Genomic DNA, 20,327 nt, shown 5'->3' with positions numbered 1-20,327 from the left:
GCGCGCGGACCTACTGTTCCTCGCTCCACGAAAAGCCGTCGCGCGCAATCATCGCGCTCGAGGCGCTCGGGCCCCAGGTGCCGGCGGCGTAGGGGCGCGGCCCGCCGTCCGATGCCCAGCTGTCGATCAGCGGCTCGACCCAGCGCCATGCCTCTTCCTGCTCGTCGCTGCGCACGAACAGGTTCAGGCGGCCGTCGATCACGTCGAGCAGCAGCCGCTCGTAGGCACCCACGCGCTCGGCGCCAAAGCGCTTGTCGAAGTCGAGGTCCAGCTGCACGGGCGCGAGCTGTGAGGCGCTGTGGTGGCCGTTGCTGCTGCGGCGGTTGTCCTGCGCCTGCGCGAGCATGTGCAGCTCCAGGCCGTCCCGCGGCTGGAGGTTGATCACCAGCTTGTTGACCGCACCGGCGGGTGCGCGGTAGATCGCATGCGGCGTGGGCCTGAAGTTGACCTCGATGCGCGCGTCGCGCGAGGCCAGCCGCTTGCCGGTGCGGATGTACAGCGGCACGCCGGCCCAGCGCCAGTTGGCGATCTCGGTGCGCAGCGCCACGAAGGTCTCGGTGCGGCTCTCGGGGTCGACGCCCGGCTCGTCCCTGTAGCCCGGCACGCGTTCGCCGTAGGCCGTGCCGGCCGTGTACTGGCCGCGAATCGCATGCAGCCCCAGCGTCTCGGGCGTCCAGGGCTTGAGTGCGCGCAGCACCTTGAGCTTCTCGTCGCGGATGGCGTCGGCATGCGAGTTGATCGGCGGCTCCATGCCGATGGCGCAGACCAGCTGCAGCGCATGGTTCTGCACCATGTCGCGCAGTGCGCCGGTCTGGTCGTAGAAGGCGCCGCGCTTTTCGACGCCCAGGTCTTCGGCGATGGTGATCTGGATGTTGGCGATGTGCTCGCGGCGCCAGATGGGCTCGAACAGCGCATTGCCGAAGCGCATGGCGAACAGGTTCTGCACCGAGGGCTTGCCCAGGTAGTGGTCGATGCGGAAGACCTGCTTCTCGTCGAGCACCTTGCACACCGCGGCATTGATCGCGCGGTTGGAGGCCAGGTCGTGGCCCAGCGGCTTCTCGAGCACCACCCGCGTCGACGCTCCGTTGAGGCCGGCCGCGGCAATCTGCTCGACCACCTGGGTGAAGAGCGCGGGCGCCGTGGCCACGTACATCACCACCGTGTCGGCATTGCGCTGCTTGAGCAGTTCGGAAAGCCGGGCGTAGTCGGCCGGCTTGGACAGGTCCATGCGCAGGTAGTACAGCAGCGAGGCGAACTTCTCGAACTCCTCGGTCGAAGGGCGCTTGGCGCCTTCGACGGCATTGAAGCGCGACTGGATCAGTTCGCGGTACTGGTCGTCCGAGAGGTCGTCGCGGGCCACGCCGACGATGCGTCCGTCTTTCGGAAGGCTGCCGTGCCTGAAGGCCTGGAACAGCGCGGGCATGAGCTTGCGCCATGCGAGATCGCCAGTGCCGCCGAACAGAACGAGATCGAAGCTCATGAGTCGAAATTCCTTTTGTCTTGGTGCCGAGTGGGCTCTCTGTTTCAACCGAATGGTACTTGTACCAATTCATGAAACCTGTACGAAAGCTACGCTCAACCCCGGCCGGGAGGCCTATTTTTGTTTTGGAGGCGGGGTTTTCACATGAAGAAGCTTTTTACTGCAGCGGCCTTGGTGGGTTTGTCGGCTGCCGCGTCGGCCCAGGGCACGGTCAACGTGATCTGCTCGGTCCAGGCCGAATGGTGCAACGTGATCGCCACCGTGTATGCGCGCACCACGGGTACCCGCATCAACATGTCGCTCAAGGGCTCGGGCGAGGCGCTGGCCCAGCTCATCGCCGAGAAGGACAACCCCAAGACCGACATCTGGTTCGGCGGCACCGGGGACCCGCACCTGCAGGCGGCCGAGCAGGGCCTGACGCTCGAGTACAAGTCGCCCACGCTGGCGCAGCTGCACCCCTGGGCCCAGCAGCAGGCGAAGCAGTCGGGCTACAGGACCGTGGGCATCTACTCCGGCCCGCTGGGCTTCGGCTACAACCCCGAGCTGCTCGCCAAGAAGAAGCTGCCGGTGCCCAAGACCTGGGCCGACCTGCTCAAGCCCGAATACAAGGGCGACATCCAGGTGGCCAACCCCGCATCGAGCGGCACGGCCTACACCATGATCGCCACGCTGGTGCAGCTGATGGGCGAGGACAAGGCCTTCGACTACCTGAAGGCGCTGCACAAGAATGTCGGCCAGTACACGCGCTCGGGCACCGGTCCCATCAAGGCGGTGGCGCGCGGCGAAACGGCCGTGTCGATCAGCTTCGTGCACGACGGCCCGGGCGAGAAGATGCAGGGCTTTCCGGTCGAGACAATCACGCCGGCCGACGGCACCGGCGCCGAGATCGGCTCCATGAGCATCATCAAGGGTGCGCGCAACCTCGAGGCCGCGAAGAAGTTCTACGAATGGGCGCTGACGCCGGCCGCGCAGGAGCTCGGCGCCGCCAACAAGCAGTTCCAGCTGCCGAGCAACGCGAATGCCAAGCTCGATCCGCGCATTCCTGACTTCAAGAAGATCAGGTTCATCAACTACGACTACGCCAAGTACGGCGCCAGCGCCGAGCGCCGCCGCTTGATCGCGCGCTGGGAAAAAGACGTCAATTCGCTGCCGCGCTAAGTGCAAGCCCTTTCCATCGGCGGCGCGCCGGCCAATCCGGCGTCGGTGGCCGCCGCCCGGCGGGCGCAGCGCTGGATCCGGGCCTGGGTGGCGCTGGGCCTTGCGGCCTACCTGCTGCTGCCCTGGTACGCGATTCAGGACGCCACCTGGTACGAAGCCGTTCCGCAGGTCTTCGGCCGGGCCGAGGGTGCCAACGGCCTGATGCAGGCGGCCACGCAGGGGCGCGGCTGGCTCTTCATCGGGCTTGCCGGCCTGGCGATGTGCGCCATCGGCGCCTGGCTGCCGGCCGGCCGCGCGCAGGGGCGCTGGCTGCTGGCGGGTGGCGCCATCGGTGCCTTCGGCCTGGCCATTGCCGGGTTCGCCATCGGCGCGCGCGGCTGGAGCTTCGAAGCGCTCAACGCGCTGTTCGGCGAACTCGCAATCAACCAGTTCGGCATTGGCGCGGGCGGCTTCGTGGCGCTCACGGCGCTCACGATGCTGGCCGCCTTCGGCATTGCGCGGCTCGGGCTTTTCAAGGGCGACCTGTTCGTGGCGGCCGCGGTCATCGGCTGCGGCGTGCTGATGGCGCTGTTCATCGCCTACCCGGTGAGCAAGGCGCTCGCGGGTGCCTTCCTCGACGAGGACGGCCGCTGGTCGATCGCGGCCTTTGCCGCGCGCGTGTTCGCCGAACGCATCTGGGGCGTGGGCTGCCTGGCCGGCGGCGTGCGCTGCGGCGTGGCCTGGAACACGCTCGTGCTGGCGCTGCTGACGGCGGCTGGCACCACCTTCCTCGGCACCTTGATGGCGCTGATGGCCGAACGCGGCAGCAAGCGCGGCCAGGGCGCGCTGCGCGTGCTCGCGCTGCTGCCGATCATCACGCCGCCCTTCGTGGTGGGGCTCGGGCTCATCCTGCTGTTCGGCCGCGCGGGCATCGTCAACCAGTTGCTCGAGAGCGTGTTCGGCGTCGAGCCGACGCGCTGGTTCTACGGCATGCCGGGCGTGCTGGTGGCGCAGCTGTTCGCCTTCACGCCCATTGCCTTCATGATCATGCGCGGGGTGGTGCAGGGCATTGCGCCCAGCCTGGAAGAGGCGGCGCAGATGCTGCGTGCCGACCGCCGCCGCACCTTCTTCACCATCACGCTGCCGCTTTTGAAGCCCGGGCTGGCCAATGCCTTCCTGGTGGGCTTCATCGAAAGCATTGCGGACTTCGGCAATCCGGTGGTGGTGGGCGGCCAGTTCTCGGTGCTGTCGACCGACATCTTCTTTGCGATCGTCGGCGCGCAGTACGACCAGGGCCGCGCGGCTTCGCTGGCGTGGGTGCTGACGATCTTTGCGCTTGGCGTGTTCGCGCTGCAGCGCGGCGTGCTCGGCCGGCAGAACTACACCACCGTGAGCGGCAAGGGCGACGCGGGCATCGCGATGGCGCTGCCCGACGGCGTGCGGCGCACCATCCAGTGCATCGCGCTGCCCTGGATCGCGTTCACCGCGGTGGTCTACCTGTTCGCCCTTGCGGGCGGCTTCGTGCAGACCTGGGGGCGCGACTACAGCTTCACGCTCGACCATTTCAAGAACGCGTTCGCGCTCGAATGGGGCCAGTTCGGCCTGGTGTGGGCCGGCACCGCGTGGAACTCGCTGCTCACCACGCTCAAGCTCGCGGGCATCTCGGCGCCCATCACGGCCGCGCTGGGCCTGCTGATTGCGTGGCTGCTGGCGCGCAACGAGTTCAAGGGGCAGGGCGTCTTCGAGTTCGGCGCGCTGCTGGCCTTTGCCATCCCGGGCACGGTGCTGGGCGTGAGCTACATCCTGGCCTTCAACGTGCCGCCCTTCGAGCTCACGGGCACCGGGCTCATCATCGTGCTGTGCTTCATGTTCCGGAACCTGCCGGTGGGCGTGCGGGCCGGCACGGCGGCCTTCAAGCAGCTGGACCGGTCGCTGGACGAAGCCTCGCTGATGCTGCGCGCCTCCACGGCCCAGACGCTCTTCAGGGTGGTGCTGCCGCTGCTCAAACCTGCGCTGGTGGCCGCGCTGGTCTACAGCTTCGTGCGCGCCATGACCACGGTGAGCGCGGTGATCTTCCTGGTCACGGCCGAGAACGAACTGGCCACCACCTACATCATCGGCCGCGTGGGCAATGGCGACTACGGCATCGCGCTGGCCTACTGCACGGTGCTGATGATCCTGATGTCTGTCGCGATTGCGCTGGTGCAGTTCGTGGTGGGGGAGCGCAGGCTGGGGCGGCGCGGGGCCACGCCGCCGCACCAGGGGCATCACAAGATGGAAAGCCTGGCGGCATGAGCCGCGCGGAGATCATTGAATGAACGGCATCGAATTGCGCAACGTCACCAAGCGCTACGGCACCGACAGGAACGGGCCGCTGGCGGTCAAGGGCATCAGCTTCGAGGTGCCTGCGGGCACGCTCACCACCATCCTCGGGCCCTCGGGCTGCGGCAAGACGACCACGCTGCGCATGATCGCGGGGCTCGAATCGGCCACCTCGGGCTCGATCTTCATGGGCGGCCGCGACGTGACCACGCTGGGCCCGGCCGAGCGCAACGTGAGCATGATGTTCCAGAGCTACGCGCTGTTCCCGCACATGAACGTGATCGAGAACGTGGGCTACGGCCTGCGCATGAGCGGCGTGAAGAAGGACGAGGCCACCTCGCGGGCACGCGGCGCGCTCAAGGGCGTGGGGCTGGTCGGCTTCGACGAGCGGCTGCCCAGCGAACTCTCGGGCGGCCAGCAGCAGCGCGTGGCGCTGGCGCGCGCACTGGTGCTGGAGCCCGCGGTGCTGCTGTTCGACGAGCCGCTGTCCAACCTCGACGCCCGGCTGCGGCGCGAAATGCGCGAGGAGATCCGCGCGCTGCAGCAGCGCCTGAAGCTCACGGTGGCCTACGTCACGCACGACCAGAGCGAGGCCCTGGCCGTGAGCGACCAGATCATCGTGATGGACCACGGCGTGATCGCCCAGCGTGGCACGCCCGAGCAGCTCTACGCCCGGCCCGAGAGCGAATTCGTGGCCGGTTTCATGGGCGAGGCGATGGTGTTTCCGGCGGTGGCGCAAGCCGACGGCAGCGTCGCGCTCGGTCCGCTGCGGCTGCAGCCGCGCCATGCGGTGGCGCCCGGCGCGGTGAAGGTGGCGGTGCGGCCCGAGGCCTGGCAAATCGGGTTGGACGGCACCCGCGAGGGCCTGCCGGCCACGTTGCGCAAGGCGGCCTACCTCGGGAGCTTCTACGAATACGGCTTCGACACGCCGCTGGGGCCGGTCTTCGTGGTGTCGACCGATCTGTCGACGCCCCTGGCCGCGGGCGCCGAGGCCACGCTGTCGCTGGCGGCGCATGGTGTGAGCGTGGTGCCCGCCGCGTGAAACAATGGCGCCATGAACGTGGTTTTCGATCTTGGCGCCGTGCTGCTGGCATGGGAGCCCACCCGGCTGGTGCAGACCCACCTTCCCGAGCATGCCCCCACCGAGGCTGCCGCAGCGGCGCTGGGCCGAGCGCTTTTCCACCATGACGACTGGATGAGCTTCGACTGCGGCATGCGCTCGCTGGACGAGGCCATCGCGCGCCTGGCCCGGCGGCTGTCGCTGCCGGCGGAGCGGCTGGACGCCATGCTCGGCACGCTCGGGGAGCGCCTCGAGCCCATTGCCGTCACCGTGGAACTGCTGGAGGGCCTGTTCGTCCGGCGCGAGGCCGGCGAGGCGCTGCGCCTGTACTACCTCTCGAACATGCCGGCGCCCTACGCACGCGCGGTCGAGCGCCGGCACGGCTTCATGCGGCGCTTCGACGGCGGCGTGTTCTCGGGTGACGTGAAATTCATCAAGCCGGATCGCGAAATCTACGAACTGCTGGCGGTGCGCCATGCGCTCGATCCCGCGCAGACGGTGTTCATCGACGACTCGGCCGCCAATGTGGAGGCCGCGCGTGCCTTCGGCTGGCAGGCCATCCATTGCACCTACCCGCCAGCTCTGGCGGCGCAGCTGGCGCGCTACCTGCCGGCTACCGGCCGGTGAGCACCACCTTGGAGGTGTCGAAGCCCAGGCTGGCGGCGTAGTCCAGCTCGGCCTGCAGCGCGTCGTCCTCGAGGCGCGGCGCGCGCGAAAGCACCCAGAGGTATTCGCGGTCGGGCGTGCCGACCAGCGCCACCTGGTAGTCGCGGTCGAGCTTCAGGATCCAGTAGTCGCCCCACACCATCGGCAGCCAGCTGAGCCACGACGGTGCAAAGCGCACTTCGAGCCGGCCCGCGCCGGGCTGGCCGGCCACCGGCACCACACGGGCCGTTCCCACCGCTTCGTCGAAATTGCCATCGGGCCGCACGCAGCGGTTGAGCACCTGCATGGTGCCATCGACCTGGAGCGTGTACTCGGCGCTCACGGGACCGGCGCACTGCTTCTGGAAGCGGTTGGGCAGGCGGGCCTGCTCGTGCCAGATGCCCGCATAGCGCTGCAGATCGACCGGCGCCACCACCTGCAGCGGCGCACGCATGAGCGGCGCACCATCGGGCGGCCCGGGCAGCTGGGCTCGCCCGGTGCGCCCCGCACCCATGGCGATCCAGGTGGCGACGCCGCCCACCACGAAGGCCGTGGCCAGGGTGCCGATGGCGTGGCTGGTGCGGCGGTCATCGAAGGAAGGAGCGCGGCTGGCGGCGGCAGCCGCGGCGGAGCGATGGCGAAGGGGCATGGGCGTGGCACTCCTGTGGTCGGAAGCATCAATCGGAAACGGCCAGCCTAGTCCCCGGCCGGGGCGGCGCGCCGTCAGCGGCGGACCACAGCCGCTGTAGGGCAGCGCGGCCGGCCGGCCACTTACAACCCTGTCGGCGGCAGGCTGATGCGGGGCGGTGAAAACCCGTGCTACGGTGCGCATGAAAACATCGGACCCGGCGCAACAGCGTGCAGGACTTGTCATCACCCGCACTGGATAATCTTTCTCCATGAACCAACTCGATGCTCTCCGCCAATGGACCACCGTGGTCGCCGACACCGGCGACTTCAAGCAACTTGCCATCTCCAGGCCGCAGGATGCGACCACCAATCCGTCGCTCATCCTGAAGGCGGTGCAGAAGCCCGAGTACCGGCCGCTGCTCGACGAAGCCGTCAGCAAGCACGCGGGCAAGCCGCTCGACGAGGTCATCGACCGGCTGCTGGTGCGCTTCGGCACCGAAATCCTCTCGATCATCCCGGGCCGCGTGTCGACCGAGGTCGACGCGCGCCTCTCGTTCGACACGGCCGCCACCGTTGCGCGCGGCGAGCGCATCGTGGCGCTCTACAAGGCCGAAGGCATCGACACCGAGAAGCGCCTGCTGATCAAGGTGGCCTCCACCTGGGAGGGCATCGAGGCGGCGCGCGCCCTGGAGCAGAAGGGCATCCGCACCAACCTCACGCTGCTGTTCTCGTTCGCGCAGGCCGTGGCCTGCGGCGCGGCCGGCGTGCAGCTCATCTCGCCCTTCGTGGGCCGCATCTACGACTGGTACAAGAAATCGGCCGGGGCCCAGTGGAACGAGGCCGCCAACGCGGGCGCAAACGACCCGGGCGTCAAGTCGGTGCGCCAGATCTTCGAGTACTACAAGCAGCACGGCATCAAGACCGAGGTGATGGGCGCGAGCTTCCGCAATGTGGGACAGATCCGGGCCCTGGCCGGCTGCGACCTGCTGACCATCAGCCCCGAGCTGCTGGCCGAGCTGGCCGCAAGCAACGAGCCCCTCGCGCATGCGCTCGACGCCTCCGCCGCGCCCACGGCCGACATGCAGAAAGTGAGCTACGACGAGGCCGGCTTCCGCTTCGCGCTCAACGAAGACGCCATGGCCACCGAGAAGCTCGCCGAGGGCATCCGCGCCTTTGCGGCCGATGCCGTGAAGCTCGAAAAACTCATGCAGGAAAGCGGCAAGTAAGCATGGCCATGACCCTTCGCTGCGACCGCGCGCCCGCCTGGGCGCAATTGCAGGCCGCCTTCGAGACCGCGGGCCGCCAGTTCGACGTGCGCCACGCCTTCGTCGACGATGCCGGCCGTTTCGAACGCTTCAGCCAGGAAGCGCCGTACCTGTTCGCCGACCTGTCGAAGAACCTGATCGATGCGCGCACGGAAGAACTGCTCTTCGCGCTGGCCCGCGAGTGCGGCCTCGAGGCGCACCGCGACGCGATGTTCGCGGGCGAGCACATCAACAACACCGAAGACCGCGCCGTGCTGCACACGCTGCTGCGCGCCCCCGCCGATGCGAAAGTGGGCAAGACGGCCGACAAGCTGCGCGAGGTGCACCAAACCCTCGATGCGATGCTGGCCTTTGCCGAGAAGGTGCGCGCCGACCACACGATCACCGATGTGGTCAACATCGGCATCGGCGGTTCCGACCTCGGGCCGCAGATGGCGGTGCTCGCGCTGGCCGAGTTCGCCGCGCCGGGCAAGCGCTTCCACTTCGTCTCGAACGTCGATGGCCACGAGCTGGCCGGCGTGCTGCGCGACCTGGCGCCGGAGCACACGCTGTTCCTCATTGCCTCCAAGACCTTCACCACGGCCGAGACCATGGCCAACGCGCTCTCGGCCAGGCGCTGGTACGAGCAGTCGGGCGGCACCGACATTGCCGGCCACTTTGCCGCGCTCACCACCAACGTCGAGGCGGCGAAGCAATTCGGCATCGACACCACCTTCGGTTTCTGGGACTGGGTAGGCGGGCGCTATTCGCTGTGGTCGGCCATCGGATTGCCGATTGCGCTGGCCATCGGCGCCGAGGGCTTCCGCCGGCTGCTGGCAGGCGCGCACGCAATGGACGAGCACTTCCGCAACGCGCCGCTCGAGCAGAACCTGCCGGCGCGGCTCGGCCTGCTCGACGTCTGGTACCGCAACTTCCACAAGTTCACGAGCCGCGGCATCGCGCCGTACCACAGCGCCCTGAAGCGCCTGCCGGCCTACCTGCAGCAGCTCGAGATGGAGAGCAACGGCAAGCAGGTCGATGCGAGCGGCGCGCCGCTGCCCGCCGGCCTCGGCACCTCGCCTGTGCTCTGGGGCGAGCCCGGAACCAATGGCCAGCATGCCTACTTCCAGATGCTGCACCAGGGCACCGACGTGATCCCGCTCGAATTCGTGGCGGTGCGCGATGCGGCGCACGACCTCGACGGCCACCACCCCAAGCTGCTGGCCAATGCGCTCGCGCAGGCGCAGGCGCTGATGGTCGGCAAGCTCGATGCCGGCGGCCACAAGAACTTCCCGGGCAACCGGCCGAGCAGCTTCTTCGTGTTCGAGAAGCTCACGCCCGAATCGCTGGGCGCCTTCCTTGCGCTGTACGAGCACCGCGTGTTCACCAGCGGCGCGCTGTGGGGCATCAACAGCTTCGACCAGTGGGGCGTGGAACTCGGCAAGGTGCTTGCGAAGGACATCGAGCCGCGCCTCGCCTCGGGCGACATCATGGGGCTCGACGCCTCGACGGCCGGCCTCCTGAAACGCCTGGGCACGCAGGCCTGATCCGCTGAAAGGCCGGGGCAGCAGGTCCGGATAGGCCGCGACAGGCCGATTCATAGGCCGTTTGTTTGCGAACTGATGGCCGAATTTGCCGTTGAAAGATGCGTCGATATGATCGGCCCGGGGAATTTCCCTGGGATTCAATCAAGAGGAGTCGATCAATGGACTTTCAGACAGCAGTCAAGACCTGTTTCAGCAAATACGCCGATTTCAACGGGCGCGCATCGCGTTCGGAGTACTGGTGGTTCGTGCTGGCCGAGGTCGTCGTTCTCATCGTGGCGAGCCTGATCCATCAATATGTGTACGTCATCGCGGCGCTGGGCTTCCTGCTGCCCGCGCTGGCCGTGGGCGCGCGCCGCCTGCACGACATCGGCAAGAGCGGCTGGCTCCAGCTGTTGATGATCATTCCGATCGTCAACCTGGTGCTGATCTACTTCTACGTGCAGCCCACGCAGCCCGAAACCAACCCGCACGGGGCACCCGCCACCTGAGCCTCGGTCAGGCTGCAGTTTCCGCGCTGGAAAGCGCGCGCACCGGCCCGCCACTGGCCATGCGCACGCACAGGTCGAAGGCCTGCTGCAGCCCTTCGATCTGCGCGATGCCTTTGCCCGCGATGTCGAAGGCGCTGCCGCTGGCCGAGGTGGCCACCGGCACGGGCAGGCCGCCATGCAGCGTCACGCCCTGCTCGAAGCCCATCAGCTTCATCGCGATCTGGCCCTGGTCGTGGTACATCGACACCACCGCATCCACGTCGCCGCGGCGCGCGCCGATGAACACCGTGTCGGGCGAGAACGGGCCGCGCGCATCGTGGCCCTCGGCGCGCAGCCGCTCGATGGCCGGCGCGATGATCTCGATTTCTTCCATGCCGATGGAGCCGCCGTCGCCCGCATGCGGGTTGAGCCCCGTCACCGCAATGCGCGGCTGTGCCACGCCCGCGCGGCGCAGCGCCGACGCAATGATCTTCACCGCGTCGCTCACGCCCTCCACCGTGATGTGGCTTGCCACGTCCTTCAGCGGAATGTGCGAGGTCACGCGCGAGGTCCAGAGCGATCCCGTGAGGTTGAACTCGCAGACGAAACCCGTCACCGCGAAGCGCTCCTGCATGTAGCGCAGCTCGTCCTCGTGCACGAGGCCACCGAGCCGCAGCGAATGCTTGTTGAGCGGCGCGAAGACAATGCCCTCGGCCTGGCCGCGCCGCACGGCCGCGGTGGCGAGTTCGAGCGCCTCGAAGGAAGCGCGGCCCGAGGCCTCGTTCGACTCGCCGAGCACCGGCTCCCGGCCTTCCATCCAGTCGTGCAGCAGCACGGTGAGGCGGCCGTCTTCGAAGCGCAGGTCGTCGAGTCCGCCGACCCGCAGCGGATCCAGCTTCATGCCCGCCACGCGCTCGCCCGCGGCCAGCACCGCGGGGTCGGCGATCAGCAGCACGCGCGCGGCGTCCAGGTTGCGCTGGCGCGCGAGCAGCTTCACGGCCATCTCGGGGCCGATGCCGCTGGGATCGCCGAGCAGCACGGCGATGCGGGGCCTGGCGGAGATCAGGCTGGGGGTCTTCGATGAAGTGGACATGTGGGCAGGAATGAAATGATGATGAAGAAGAGAGGCCTCATTCGGCCTTGATGTTGGCGTCGCGCACCAGCTGGCCGTAGTGGTCGAACTCCTGCCTGTTCATCGCCGCGAAGGCTTCGCCGGTCAGCGCGCCGGGCTCGCCGCCCAGGGCCTTGATGCGCGTTTGCACGTCGGCCAGCTTCAGCGTGCGCACGAGCTCGGCGTTCAGCCGCTCGACCGCGGGCCGCGGCGTGCCGGCCGTCACGTAGAGGCCGTACCAGGTGGAGACGTCCGCGCCCTTGATGCCCTGCTCGGCCAGCGTGGGCACGTCGGGCAGCTCGGGCGAGCGCTGCGGCGCGCTCACGGCCAGCGCGCGGAACTTGCCGGCCTTGATCTGGCCCATGGCGGAGGAAGTGCTGTCGAACATCATGTCGACTTCGCCGCCGATGATGTCGACGTGGGCCTGCGAGCTGCCCTTGTAGGGCACGTGGATCGACTTCATGCCGGTGGCCAGGTTGAAGGCCTCGCCGCCCACGTGCTGGGTGCTGCCTATGCCGGAGGAGGCGTACTTGAAGCCGCCCGGCCTGGCGCCCATGGCCGCTACCAGCTCCTTCACCGATTTGTAGGGAGAGCTTGCCGAGACCACCAGCACGTTGGGCATCACCGCCACCAGGCCGATCGGCTGCAGGTCTTTCAGCGGGTCGTACTTGAGCTTGAGGATGTGGGGTGCCACCGCCTGCGCGGTGTTGGTGGCCAGCAGCAGCGTGCTGCCGTCGGCCGCGGCGCGCGCCGTGAGCTCGCCGGCAATGGTGTTGGAGGCGCCGGGCCGGTTCTCCACCGTCACGGGCTGCTTGAGCACCGGCGCGAACTTGTCGGCCAGCACGCGCGCCAGGATGTCGGTGCCGCCTCCGGGCGAGGCGCCGACCAGGATGCGCAGCGGCTTGTCGGGGTAGGCCGGCTGCTGCGCACCGGCGGTGGCGGCCATCAGCGCCAGCGCGGCCGTGCCCGCCGCGCGGGCCAGAAAAGATTGCTTCATCGGGGTGTCTCCTGCTTGTTTGGCGCGAGCTTAGGCAGCTTCATGCGGCCGATCCAATCAAAAAAGCCCGAAGCTCCATATACTTTTGTGCATGACCTCCGGTTCCGGCCTGACCGACGCATCGCTGATGCTCCACGTGCGGCCGCGCCAGTTGCTCCTGCTGGCGCGGCTCGATACCCACCGCCACCTGGGCCGCGCGGCCGAGGCCATGAACATCAGCCAGCCGGCCGCCACCAAGCTGCTGCAGCAGCTGGAGGACTCGCTCGGCGAAAGGCTTTTCGAGCGCCTTGCGCGCGGCATGGAGCCCACGCCCTATGGCGAGATCCTGATCCGCTATGCCCGCCGCGTGCTCAGCGACTTCGGCAGCGCGCGCGAGGAAATGCTCGCGCTGCGCTCCGGCCTCAGCGGCTCGCTGCGCGTGGGCAGCGTGCCGGGCGCCGTGCCCGAACTGCTGGCGCCGGCACTGGTCGAGTACCACCGCCGCCATCCGCAGGTGGCCGTGTCGGTGGTGGTCGAGACCAGCGACGTGATGCAGGCGCAGCTGGAGCAGGGCGATGTCGACCTGGTGCTGGGCCGGCTCACCGACGGCCACGACGAGGCGAAGTACGCGAGCGTGCCGCTGCTGGGCGAATCGCAGGTGGTGGTGGTGCGCGCCACGCACCCGGTGTTCGAGCGCGCCACCGTCACGCTGGCCGAGATGGCCAACTGGTCCTGGGTGCTGCAGCCGCCGGGCTCGCCGCAGCGCGGGCGCTTCGAGGCGGCGATGCGGGAGGCGGGCATCCAGGCGCGGCTCGACATCATCGAAACGGCATCGCCCATTGCCATCACCGCCTTGCTCGAGAACTCCGACATGGCGGCCGTGATGCCGGCTTCGCAGGCCAGCCACTACGCCCGGCTGGGCGTGCTGCGCACGGTGCCGGTGGAACTGCCGGTGCGCGTACCGCCAATCTGCCTCGTCACCCGGCAGGACCGCGCGCTCTCACCGGCCGCGGCGCAGTTCCGGCGCCAGCTGCTGGGCGGCGCCTGAAGCCTTTGGATTGAGATTTTCCATGCTGTATTGCACCAACTAGGGAATCTCCTAGCCAACTGGTGCATGAAAGTACCATAGCGAGCCGGTGAAGTACCAAACCCGCAAGCGCGTTTCTCCAGAATCCCGCCACGGCGACCCAAACAGAGCGGGCGTCGCTCACCTCTAGGAGACAACATGAAGCGTTTTCTGAAAGCGGGCCTCGTCCTCGCACTCATCGGCACGGGCGCGATGTCCCAGGCCGCCACCGAACTCGTGATCGCGACCGTCAACAACGGCCACATGATCGAGATGCAGAAGCTCACCCCCTTCTTCGAAAAAGCCAACCCCGACATCAAGCTCAAGTGGGTCACGCTGGAAGAAGGCACGCTGCGCCAGCGCGTGACCACCGACATCGCCACCAAGGGCGGCCAGTTCGACGTGATGACCATCGGCCTGTACGAAACCCCGATCTGGTCGAAGAAGGGCTGGCTCAAGCCCATTGCCACCGACGCCGCCTATGACGTGGACGACCTGCTGCCCGCCATCCGCAACGGCCTGTCGACCGACGGCAAGCTCTACGCCGCGCCGTTCTACGGCGAGAGCTCGATGCTCATGTACCGCAAGGACCTGGCCGACAAGGTGGGCGTGAAGTTCTCCGAGCAGCCGACCTGGGCGCAGGTGAAGGAGTTCGCCGACAAGGCCAATGACCCGAAGGCCGGCGTGTACGGCATGTGCCTGCGCGGCAAGCCGGGCTGGGGCGACAACATGGCCTTCCTGACCACGCTGGTCAATACGCACGGCGGCCAGTGGTTCGACATGCAGTGGAAGCCGCAGATCGACACCAAGCCATGGAAGGACGCCATCACCTTCTACGTCGACTTGATGAAGAAGAACGGCCCTCCGGGCGCCTCGGCCAACAGCTTCAACGAGAACCTCGCGCTCTTCAACGAAGGCAAGTGCGCGGCCTGGGTCGACGCGACCATCGCGGCCTCGTTCATCAGCGACCCGAAGCAGTCGAAGGTGGCTGACAAGGTGGCGTTCGCGCAGGCGCCGATCGCCGTCACGCCCAAGGGCGCCAACTGGCTGTGGTCGTGGAACCTGGCCATTCCGGCCAGCTCGACCAAGGACGACGCCGCGCAGAAGTTCATCAAGTGGGCCACGTCCAAGGACTACGTCAACCTCGTGGCCAAGGAAACCGGCTGGGCTTCGGTGCCGACCGGCACGCGCAAGTCGACCTATGCGAACCCCGAGTTCCAGAAGGTTGCGAAGTTTGCTGCAGCCGAGAAAAGGGCCATCGACACCGCCAACCTCACCGACAGCACGCTGCCCAAGTCGCCCTACGCCGGCGTCCAGTACGCGGCCATCCCCGAGTTCCAGGCCATTGGCGTGGCCGTGGGCCAGCAGATGAGCGCGGCGCTGTCGGGCAAGGTCACGGTCGACCAGGCGCTGAAGACCTCGCAGACGGCGGCCGAGCGCGAGATGAAGAAGGCCGGGTACTACAAGTAAGCCAGGCTTTCTTTCTTGCTCCCTCCCCTCCCGGGGGAGGGTTGGGGTGGGGGCACGCGGCGCACCAATCGCCGCAGCGCTCGAGCAGCGAGCCCCCATCCCCGCCTTCCCCAGAGGGGGAAGGAGCCAGAGACAACGAGAAGGAACCTCTTCATGAAACGCCTCCTGCCCCGCGCCCTCATGGCGCCCGCCGTGCTCACGCTCCTGCTGTGGATGATCGTGCCGCTCGCGATGACGTTGTACTTCTCGTTCGTGAACTACAACCTCATGCAGCCCGGCGAACGCACCTTCGCGGGCATCGAGAACTTTCACTACTTCGTCACCGATCCGGACTTCTGGCCCGCGACCTGGAACACGCTGGTGCTGATCGGCAGCGTGATCGCCATCACGGTGGTGCTCGGCGTGCTGCTCGCGCTGCTGGTGAACGAACCCTTTCCGGGCCGCGGCATCGTGCGGGTACTGCTGATCTCGCCCTTCTTCGTCATGCCCGCGGTCAACGCGCTGCTGTGGAAGCACATGATGATGAATCCCATCTACGGCATCCTGGCCGACGTGTGGCGCTTCTTCGGCGCGACGCCGGTCGACTGGCTCACCGATGTGCCGCTGTTCTCGGTGATCGTCATGGTGGCCTGGCAGTGGCTGCCGTTCGCCTGCCTGATCTTCATCACCTCGCTGCAGTCGCTCGACCGCGAGCAGATGGAAGCCGCGCGCATGGACGGCGCGAGCGCGTTCCAGCGCTTCTTCTACCTGACCATCCCGCACCTCGGCCGGCCGATGGCGGTGGTGATCATGATCGAGATGATCTTTCTGCTCAGCGTGTTCGCCGAAATTGCCATCACCACCAATGGCGGCCCGGGCAACGAGAGCACCAACATGACCTACCTGATCTTCAAGCAGTCGCTGATGAACTTCGACGTGGGCGTGGCCTCGGCCGGTGCGCTGTTCGCGGTGGTGCTGGCCAACATCGTGGCCGTGTTCCTGATCCGCATCATCGGCAAGAACCTGGATTGAAGGAACGACCATGCAACCCAGCAATTTCCTTCCGCAACTGCTGCGCACCGCCGGTGCATGGGCCGTGGCGCTTCTGCTGTTCTTTCCGCTCGGCTGGCTGTTCCTCACGGCCTTCAAGACGGAGCTGCAGGCGATCCACGTGCCGCCGCTCTTCATCTTCGAGCCCACGCTCGGCAACTTCAGCGAAGTGCAGCGCCGCAGCGACTACCTGCTGTATGCGCGCAACTCGCTCATCACCAGCCTGGGCTCGACCATCATCGGCCTGCTGATCGCGGCGCCCGCCGCGTACTCGATGGCCTTCTTCCGCACGAAGAAGACGCGCGACATCCTGATGTGGATGCTCTCCACCAAGATGATGCCGGCCGTCGGGGCGCTGGTGCCGATCTACGTGCTCGCGCAGACTGCGGGCCTGCTGGATTCGCTCACCGCGCTGACCATCGTGTTCACGCTGTCGAACCTGCCGATCATGGTGTGGATGCTCTACAGCGCCTACAAGGACATTCCGAACGAAATCCTCGAAGCCGCGCGCATGGACGGCGCCAGCCTGTGGACAGAGTTCCGCCACGTCGTGCTGCCGTTGTCGGTGGGCGGTCTCGCATCGACCGGCCTCTTGTGCCTGGTGCTGAGCTGGAACGAGGCCTTCTGGGCGCTCAATCTCAGCTCGGCCAAGGCCGGCACGCTGGCCACGCTGATCGCCTCGTACTCCAGCCCCGAGGGCCTGTTCTGGGCCAAGCTGTCGGCCGCCTCGCTGATGGCCATTGCGCCCATCGTCGTGTTCGGCTGGTTCAGCCAGAAGCAGCTCGTCCAGGGCCTGACCTTCGGCGCCGTCAAGTAAAGAAAGGGAGACACCCCATGGCCTACCTGCAACTCAAAGACATCAAGAAGAGCTTCGGCGACGTCGACATCATCAAGGGCGTCGATCTCGAAATCCAGAAGGGCGAGTTCATCGTCTTCGTCGGGCCTTCGGGCTGCGGCAAGTCGACGCTGCTGCGCCTCATTGCGGGGCTCGAGCCGATCACCAGCGGCAAGCTGCTGCTCGACGGCAAGGACATCACCTGGGCGCCTTCGGGCAAGCGCGACCTGGCGATGGTGTTCCAGAGCTATGCGCTCTATCCGCACATGAGCGTGTACGACAACATGTCCTTCGCGCTCAAGCTCGCGGGCGTGCCGAAGGACGAGATCAAGACCAAGGTCGAGTACGCGGCGAAGACGCTCAACCTCACGCAGTACCTCGACCGCACGCCCAAGGACCTGTCGGGCGGGCAGCGCCAGCGCGTGGCGATCGGCCGCGCGATAGTGCGCGCGCCCAAGGTGTTTTTGTTCGACGAGCCGCTGTCCAACCTCGACGCGGCGCTGCGCGGCAACACGCGCGTCGAGATCCACAAGCTGCACCGATCGCTCGGCGCCACCACCATCTACGTGACGCACGACCAGGTCGAGGCCATGACGCTGGCCGACCGCGTGGTGGTGCTCAGGGACGGCCTCATCGAGCAGGTCGGCACGCCCCTCGAGCTCTACGACCACCCGGCCAACCAGTTCGTCGCGCAGTTCATCGGCATGCCGTCGATGAACATGGTGGCGGCAAGCGCGATTCCGAGCTTCTCCGCCGCCACCGGCGGGCGCCTGCCGAGCGACGGCTTCCTGGGCGTGCGGCCCGAAGGCCTGCGCGTGCATCCGAAGCAGGCCGCCGCCACGGGCGTGCCGGGGCGTGTGGAGCTGATCGAGGCGCTGGGTGCCGACACGCTGATCCACGTCGACGTGGGCGGCGTGCCGCTGATCGCGCGCCAGAACGAGCGCACGCCGCTGCATGCGGGCGACGACGTGGCGGTCGAGCTCGATCCGTCGGTGCTCCATTTGTTCAACCGCGAAGGCCGTTCGGTCTCCGCCTGACTTCTTCCGGAACATTCCCGTGACCCTCGCAGCAGCGCCTCTCGATGCGCCAACTCCACCCCCGGCTCCGTCGGAGTTCATGGTGCTTCACCTTGGACTCGGCTCGTTCCATCGGGCCCACCAGGCCGTCTATCTGCAGCGGCTGATCGATGCGGGCGACACCCGCTGGTCGCTCTCGGGCGCCAACATCCGGCCCGACATGGCCGAGGTCGTCGCCGCGCTGCAAGCGCAGGACGGCCGCTACACGCTCGAAACCGTGTCGCCGGCCGGCGAGTACCGGTACGAGCAGATCGAGGCCATCCGTGAAGTGCTGCCGTGGGAGCCTTCGCTGGCCGCGGTGGTCGCGCGCGGCGCGGCGCCGTCCACGCGCATCGTTTCGTTCACCGTGACCGAGGCCGGCTACTACCTCGACACCAAGGGCCGCCTGGACCTGTCGTTCGGCGATCTCGCAGCCGATATCGAGCGCGCGCGGCGCGGCAATGCCCGCAATGAGGGTGGCGAGGGCGTGACGATCTACGGCGCCGTCTGCGCGATCCTGCGCGCGCGCAAGGCCGCGCAAGCGGGCGCGGTCACGCTGCTCAACTGCGACAACCTGCGCCACAACGGCGACCGCTTCCGTGCCGGACTGCTCGAATTCATCGAACGCGCGGGCGATGGCGATTTGCTGGCATGGGTGCAAGCGAACACCGCCTGCCCGAACGCGATGGTCGACCGCATCACGCCGCGCCCGCCGCCCGAGCTGCGCGCGCGCGTGAAGGCCGCGACCGGCCGCGACGATGCGGCCGCCATCACCGGCGAGAGCTTCATCCAGTGGGTGATCGAGGACAACTTCGCGGCCGGGCGGCCCGACTGGGGCCGCGTGGGCGTGGAGCTGGTCGAATCGGTGCAGCCTTACGAAGAGGCCAAGATCCGCATCCTCAACGCCACGCACAGCTGCACCGCCTGGGCGGGCACCCTGGCGGGGCTCAACTTCATCCACGAAGGCACGCACGACGCCGCCATCCGCAGGATGGCGTTCGACTACGTGACCGACGACGTGATCCCATGCCTGAGTCCGAGCCCGATCGACCTCGCGGCCTACCGCGACGTGGTGCTCGACCGCTTCGGCAACCCCGCGATCCGCGACACCAACCAGCGCGTGGCGGCCGACGGCTTCTCGAAGATCCCGGGCTTCATCGCGCCTACGGTGCGCGAGCGGCTGGCCGCGGGGCAGCCGATCGACAGCGTTGCGATGCTGCCCGCGCTGTTCCTGGCCTTCCTGCAGCGCTGGCATCGCGGGGCGCTGCCCTATGCCTACCAGGACCAGGGCATGGACGAAGCCGCGGCGCACGCGATCTGCGATGCCGCCGATCCGGTGCTCGCGCTGTGCTCGGACCCGGGCCTGTGGGGCGCCGCCGCGGGCGATGCACGGCTGGTCGACGCGGTGCGCGCGGCGAGCGGTCGCGTGGCAAATTTCCTGAACCCTGGAGCAACGACATGAGCGAACGTTTGAAGAACCGCCACGTGCTGCTGACCGGTGCCGGTGGCGGCATCGGCCTGGCCGTGGCCGAGGCCTGCATTGCGGAGGGCGCGCGCTGCAGCGTGATCGACCGCGCCGCGGCGGCACCCGAGGCGGTGCGCGCGCTGCAGCAGCAGCACCCCGACCATCTGGCCTACATCGCGGCCGACGTGACCGACACACAGGCCATCGCGCACATGCTGGCCGAGGCGCAGGTCGCCTTCGGGCCGATCCACACGCTGTTCAACAATGCCGCGGTGTTCGACCTGGCGCCGCTGCTCGACAGCGACGAGGCTTCGTTCGACCGGCTGTTCGCGGTCAATGTGAAAGGCATGTTCTTCGTGATGCAGGCCGTGCTGCGCCACATGGTGGAGGCCGGCACGCAAGGCGCGTCGGTCATCAACATGGCCTCGCAGGCCGGGCGGCGCGGCGAGGCGCTGGTGTCGCACTACTGCGCCACCAAGGCCGCGGTCATCAGCTATACGCAGAGCGCCGCGCTGGCCATGGCGCCGCACGGCATCCGTGTCAACGGCATTGCACCCGGTGTGGTCGACACGCCGATGTGGGACCATGTCGACAGCCTGTTCGCCAAGGCCGAAGGGCTGCCGCCCGGCGAGAAGAAGCGCCGCGTGGGCCTGGAGGTGCCGCTCGGCCGCATGGGCGTGCCGGCCGACATCGCAGGCGCGGCGGTATTCCTGGCCAGCGACGAGGCGCGCTACATCACGGCGCAGACCCTCAACGTCGATGGCGGCAATGTCATGAGCTGACGAGTG

The 20,327-nt window shown here is 67.8% G+C and carries 18 protein-coding genes; 14 read left to right on the top strand and 4 right to left on the bottom strand.

The window, feature by feature from the left end:
• Positions 1 to 10 precede the first annotated feature (10 nt).
• Positions 11 to 1,480: a glucose-6-phosphate dehydrogenase gene (zwf, locus tag IB278_RS07275; RefSeq protein ID WP_192323066.1), complete on the bottom strand. Its 1,470-nt coding sequence runs from the start codon at positions 1,478 to 1,480 to the stop codon at positions 11 to 13.
• Positions 1,481 to 1,624: 144 nt separating this feature from the next.
• Between zwf and IB278_RS07270 the strand changes: the two genes are divergently transcribed.
• The 4 genes from IB278_RS07270 to IB278_RS07255 are packed head-to-tail and all read left to right on the top strand — an operon-like array spanning position 1,625 to position 6,626.
• Positions 1,625 to 2,638, top strand: a complete 1,014-nt coding sequence (locus IB278_RS07270; protein ID WP_145740923.1) for an ABC transporter substrate-binding protein — start codon at positions 1,625 to 1,627, stop codon at positions 2,636 to 2,638.
• Positions 2,639 to 4,912, top strand: a complete 2,274-nt coding sequence (locus IB278_RS07265; protein ID WP_192323065.1) for an ABC transporter permease — start codon at positions 2,639 to 2,641, stop codon at positions 4,910 to 4,912. It abuts the gene before it with no gap.
• A 19-nt stretch (positions 4,913 to 4,931) separates the two neighbouring features.
• Positions 4,932 to 5,981 (top strand): ABC transporter ATP-binding protein, encoded by a 1,050-nt coding sequence (locus tag IB278_RS07260; RefSeq protein WP_145740927.1) that lies wholly within the window; start codon positions 4,932 to 4,934, stop codon positions 5,979 to 5,981.
• A 12-nt stretch (positions 5,982 to 5,993) separates the two neighbouring features.
• Complete coding sequence (locus IB278_RS07255) at positions 5,994 to 6,626, top strand: HAD family hydrolase (RefSeq protein ID WP_192323064.1); 633 nt, start codon at positions 5,994 to 5,996, stop codon at positions 6,624 to 6,626.
• On the opposite strand, the gene IB278_RS07250 is transcribed toward IB278_RS07255, so the two are convergent.
• On the bottom strand, positions 6,613 to 7,293 hold the full coding sequence (locus IB278_RS07250; RefSeq protein ID WP_145740930.1) for a lipocalin family protein: 681 nt from the start codon (positions 7,291 to 7,293) through the stop codon (positions 6,613 to 6,615). The two genes, IB278_RS07255 and IB278_RS07250, sit on opposite strands and share 14 nt — an antisense overlap.
• A 250-nt stretch (positions 7,294 to 7,543) precedes the next feature.
• Here IB278_RS07250 and tal point away from each other — a divergent pair, with 250 nt between their 5' ends.
• The 3 genes from tal (at position 7,544) to IB278_RS07235 (ending at position 10,553) form a co-directional block, all read left to right on the top strand.
• Positions 7,544 to 8,500: a transaldolase gene (gene tal, locus IB278_RS07245; RefSeq protein ID WP_145740932.1), complete on the top strand. Its 957-nt coding sequence runs from the start codon at positions 7,544 to 7,546 to the stop codon at positions 8,498 to 8,500.
• A 2-nt stretch (positions 8,501 to 8,502) separates the two neighbouring features.
• Positions 8,503 to 10,065 carry a glucose-6-phosphate isomerase gene (gene pgi / locus IB278_RS07240; RefSeq protein ID WP_145740934.1) on the top strand — a complete coding sequence of 521 codons (1,563 nt, stop codon included), beginning with the start codon at positions 8,503 to 8,505 and terminating at the stop codon, positions 10,063 to 10,065.
• 158 nt (positions 10,066 to 10,223) lie between these two features.
• On the top strand, positions 10,224 to 10,553 hold the full coding sequence (locus IB278_RS07235; protein WP_145740936.1) for a DUF805 domain-containing protein: 330 nt from the start codon (positions 10,224 to 10,226) through the stop codon (positions 10,551 to 10,553).
• Positions 10,554 to 10,560: 7 nt separating this feature from the next.
• Here IB278_RS07235 and IB278_RS07230 read toward each other — a convergent pair whose 3' ends face one another.
• Both IB278_RS07230 and IB278_RS07225 read right to left on the bottom strand, forming a co-directional pair.
• Entirely contained in the window at positions 10,561 to 11,625 is a 1,065-nt protein-coding gene (locus tag IB278_RS07230) for a PdxA family protein (RefSeq protein ID WP_192323063.1), read from the bottom strand.
• Positions 11,626 to 11,662: 37 nt separating this feature from the next.
• Positions 11,663 to 12,640: a Bug family tripartite tricarboxylate transporter substrate binding protein gene (locus IB278_RS07225; RefSeq protein WP_192323062.1), complete on the bottom strand. Its 978-nt coding sequence runs from the start codon at positions 12,638 to 12,640 to the stop codon at positions 11,663 to 11,665.
• A gap of 91 nt (positions 12,641 to 12,731) precedes the next feature.
• Between IB278_RS07225 and IB278_RS07220 the strand changes: the two genes are divergently transcribed.
• The 7 genes from IB278_RS07220 to IB278_RS07190 all read left to right on the top strand — a co-directional run bounded on the left by IB278_RS07220 (position 12,732) and on the right by IB278_RS07190 (position 20,321).
• A complete protein-coding gene (locus IB278_RS07220) occupies positions 12,732 to 13,667 on the top strand; it encodes a LysR family transcriptional regulator (RefSeq protein ID WP_225612785.1) in 936 nt (311 codons plus the stop codon).
• A 177-nt stretch (positions 13,668 to 13,844) separates the two neighbouring features.
• Entirely contained in the window at positions 13,845 to 15,155 is a 1,311-nt protein-coding gene (locus IB278_RS07215) for an ABC transporter substrate-binding protein (protein WP_145740942.1), read from the top strand.
• Between the two features lie 153 nt (positions 15,156 to 15,308).
• Positions 15,309 to 16,166: a carbohydrate ABC transporter permease gene (locus IB278_RS07210; protein ID WP_145740944.1), complete on the top strand. Its 858-nt coding sequence runs from the start codon at positions 15,309 to 15,311 to the stop codon at positions 16,164 to 16,166.
• 10 nt (positions 16,167 to 16,176) lie between these two features.
• Positions 16,177 to 17,001 (top strand): carbohydrate ABC transporter permease, encoded by an 825-nt coding sequence (locus IB278_RS07205; protein ID WP_145740946.1) that lies wholly within the window; start codon positions 16,177 to 16,179, stop codon positions 16,999 to 17,001.
• Positions 17,002 to 17,018: 17 nt separating this feature from the next.
• Complete coding sequence (locus IB278_RS07200) at positions 17,019 to 18,056, top strand: ABC transporter ATP-binding protein (protein WP_145740947.1); 1,038 nt, start codon at positions 17,019 to 17,021, stop codon at positions 18,054 to 18,056.
• A gap of 79 nt (positions 18,057 to 18,135) precedes the next feature.
• Positions 18,136 to 19,536: a D-arabinitol 4-dehydrogenase gene (dalD, locus tag IB278_RS07195; protein WP_192323192.1), complete on the top strand. Its 1,401-nt coding sequence runs from the start codon at positions 18,136 to 18,138 to the stop codon at positions 19,534 to 19,536.
• A complete protein-coding gene (locus IB278_RS07190) occupies positions 19,533 to 20,321 on the top strand; it encodes an L-iditol 2-dehydrogenase (RefSeq protein ID WP_192323061.1) in 789 nt (262 codons plus the stop codon). Before dalD ends, IB278_RS07190 begins: the two co-directional genes overlap by 4 nt.
• The last annotated feature ends 6 nt before the right edge of the window (positions 20,322 to 20,327 follow it).

The sequence above is a fragment of the Variovorax sp. VRV01 genome (assembly GCF_014852545.1).
GTDB classification, from domain to species: domain Bacteria; phylum Pseudomonadota; class Gammaproteobacteria; order Burkholderiales; family Burkholderiaceae_C; genus Variovorax; species Variovorax beijingensis_A.
This window is presented reverse-complemented; position numbering and strand designations above follow the sequence as displayed.

What these genes read in the sequence shown, in the direction of transcription:
- dalD (WP_192323192.1), top strand. Translation starts at nt 18,136, where the DNA reads ATGGTGCTTCACCTTGGACTCGGCTCGTTCCATCGGGCCCACCAGGCC.
- IB278_RS07210 (WP_145740944.1), top strand. Translation starts at nt 15,309, where the DNA reads ATGAAACGCCTCCTGCCCCGCGCCCTCATGGCGCCCGCCGTGCTCACG.
- tal (WP_145740932.1), top strand. Translation starts at nt 7,544, where the DNA reads ATGAACCAACTCGATGCTCTCCGCCAATGGACCACCGTGGTCGCCGAC.
- IB278_RS07205 (WP_145740946.1), top strand. Translation starts at nt 16,177, where the DNA reads ATGCAACCCAGCAATTTCCTTCCGCAACTGCTGCGCACCGCCGGTGCA.
- pgi (WP_145740934.1), top strand. Translation starts at nt 8,503, where the DNA reads ATGGCCATGACCCTTCGCTGCGACCGCGCGCCCGCCTGGGCGCAATTG.
- IB278_RS07225 (WP_192323062.1), bottom strand. Translation starts at nt 12,640, where the DNA reads ATGAAGCAATCTTTTCTGGCCCGCGCGGCGGGCACGGCCGCGCTGGCG.
- IB278_RS07255 (WP_192323064.1), top strand. Translation starts at nt 5,994, where the DNA reads ATGAACGTGGTTTTCGATCTTGGCGCCGTGCTGCTGGCATGGGAGCCC.
- IB278_RS07215 (WP_145740942.1), top strand. Translation starts at nt 13,845, where the DNA reads ATGAAGCGTTTTCTGAAAGCGGGCCTCGTCCTCGCACTCATCGGCACG.
- IB278_RS07220 (WP_225612785.1), top strand. Translation starts at nt 12,732, where the DNA reads ATGACCTCCGGTTCCGGCCTGACCGACGCATCGCTGATGCTCCACGTG.
- IB278_RS07200 (WP_145740947.1), top strand. Translation starts at nt 17,019, where the DNA reads ATGGCCTACCTGCAACTCAAAGACATCAAGAAGAGCTTCGGCGACGTC.
- IB278_RS07270 (WP_145740923.1), top strand. Translation starts at nt 1,625, where the DNA reads ATGAAGAAGCTTTTTACTGCAGCGGCCTTGGTGGGTTTGTCGGCTGCC.
- IB278_RS07230 (WP_192323063.1), bottom strand. Translation starts at nt 11,625, where the DNA reads ATGTCCACTTCATCGAAGACCCCCAGCCTGATCTCCGCCAGGCCCCGC.
- zwf (WP_192323066.1), bottom strand. Translation starts at nt 1,480, where the DNA reads ATGAGCTTCGATCTCGTTCTGTTCGGCGGCACTGGCGATCTCGCATGG.
- IB278_RS07260 (WP_145740927.1), top strand. Translation starts at nt 4,932, where the DNA reads ATGAACGGCATCGAATTGCGCAACGTCACCAAGCGCTACGGCACCGAC.
- IB278_RS07190 (WP_192323061.1), top strand. Translation starts at nt 19,533, where the DNA reads ATGAGCGAACGTTTGAAGAACCGCCACGTGCTGCTGACCGGTGCCGGT.
- IB278_RS07250 (WP_145740930.1), bottom strand. Translation starts at nt 7,293, where the DNA reads ATGCCCCTTCGCCATCGCTCCGCCGCGGCTGCCGCCGCCAGCCGCGCT.
- IB278_RS07235 (WP_145740936.1), top strand. Translation starts at nt 10,224, where the DNA reads ATGGACTTTCAGACAGCAGTCAAGACCTGTTTCAGCAAATACGCCGAT.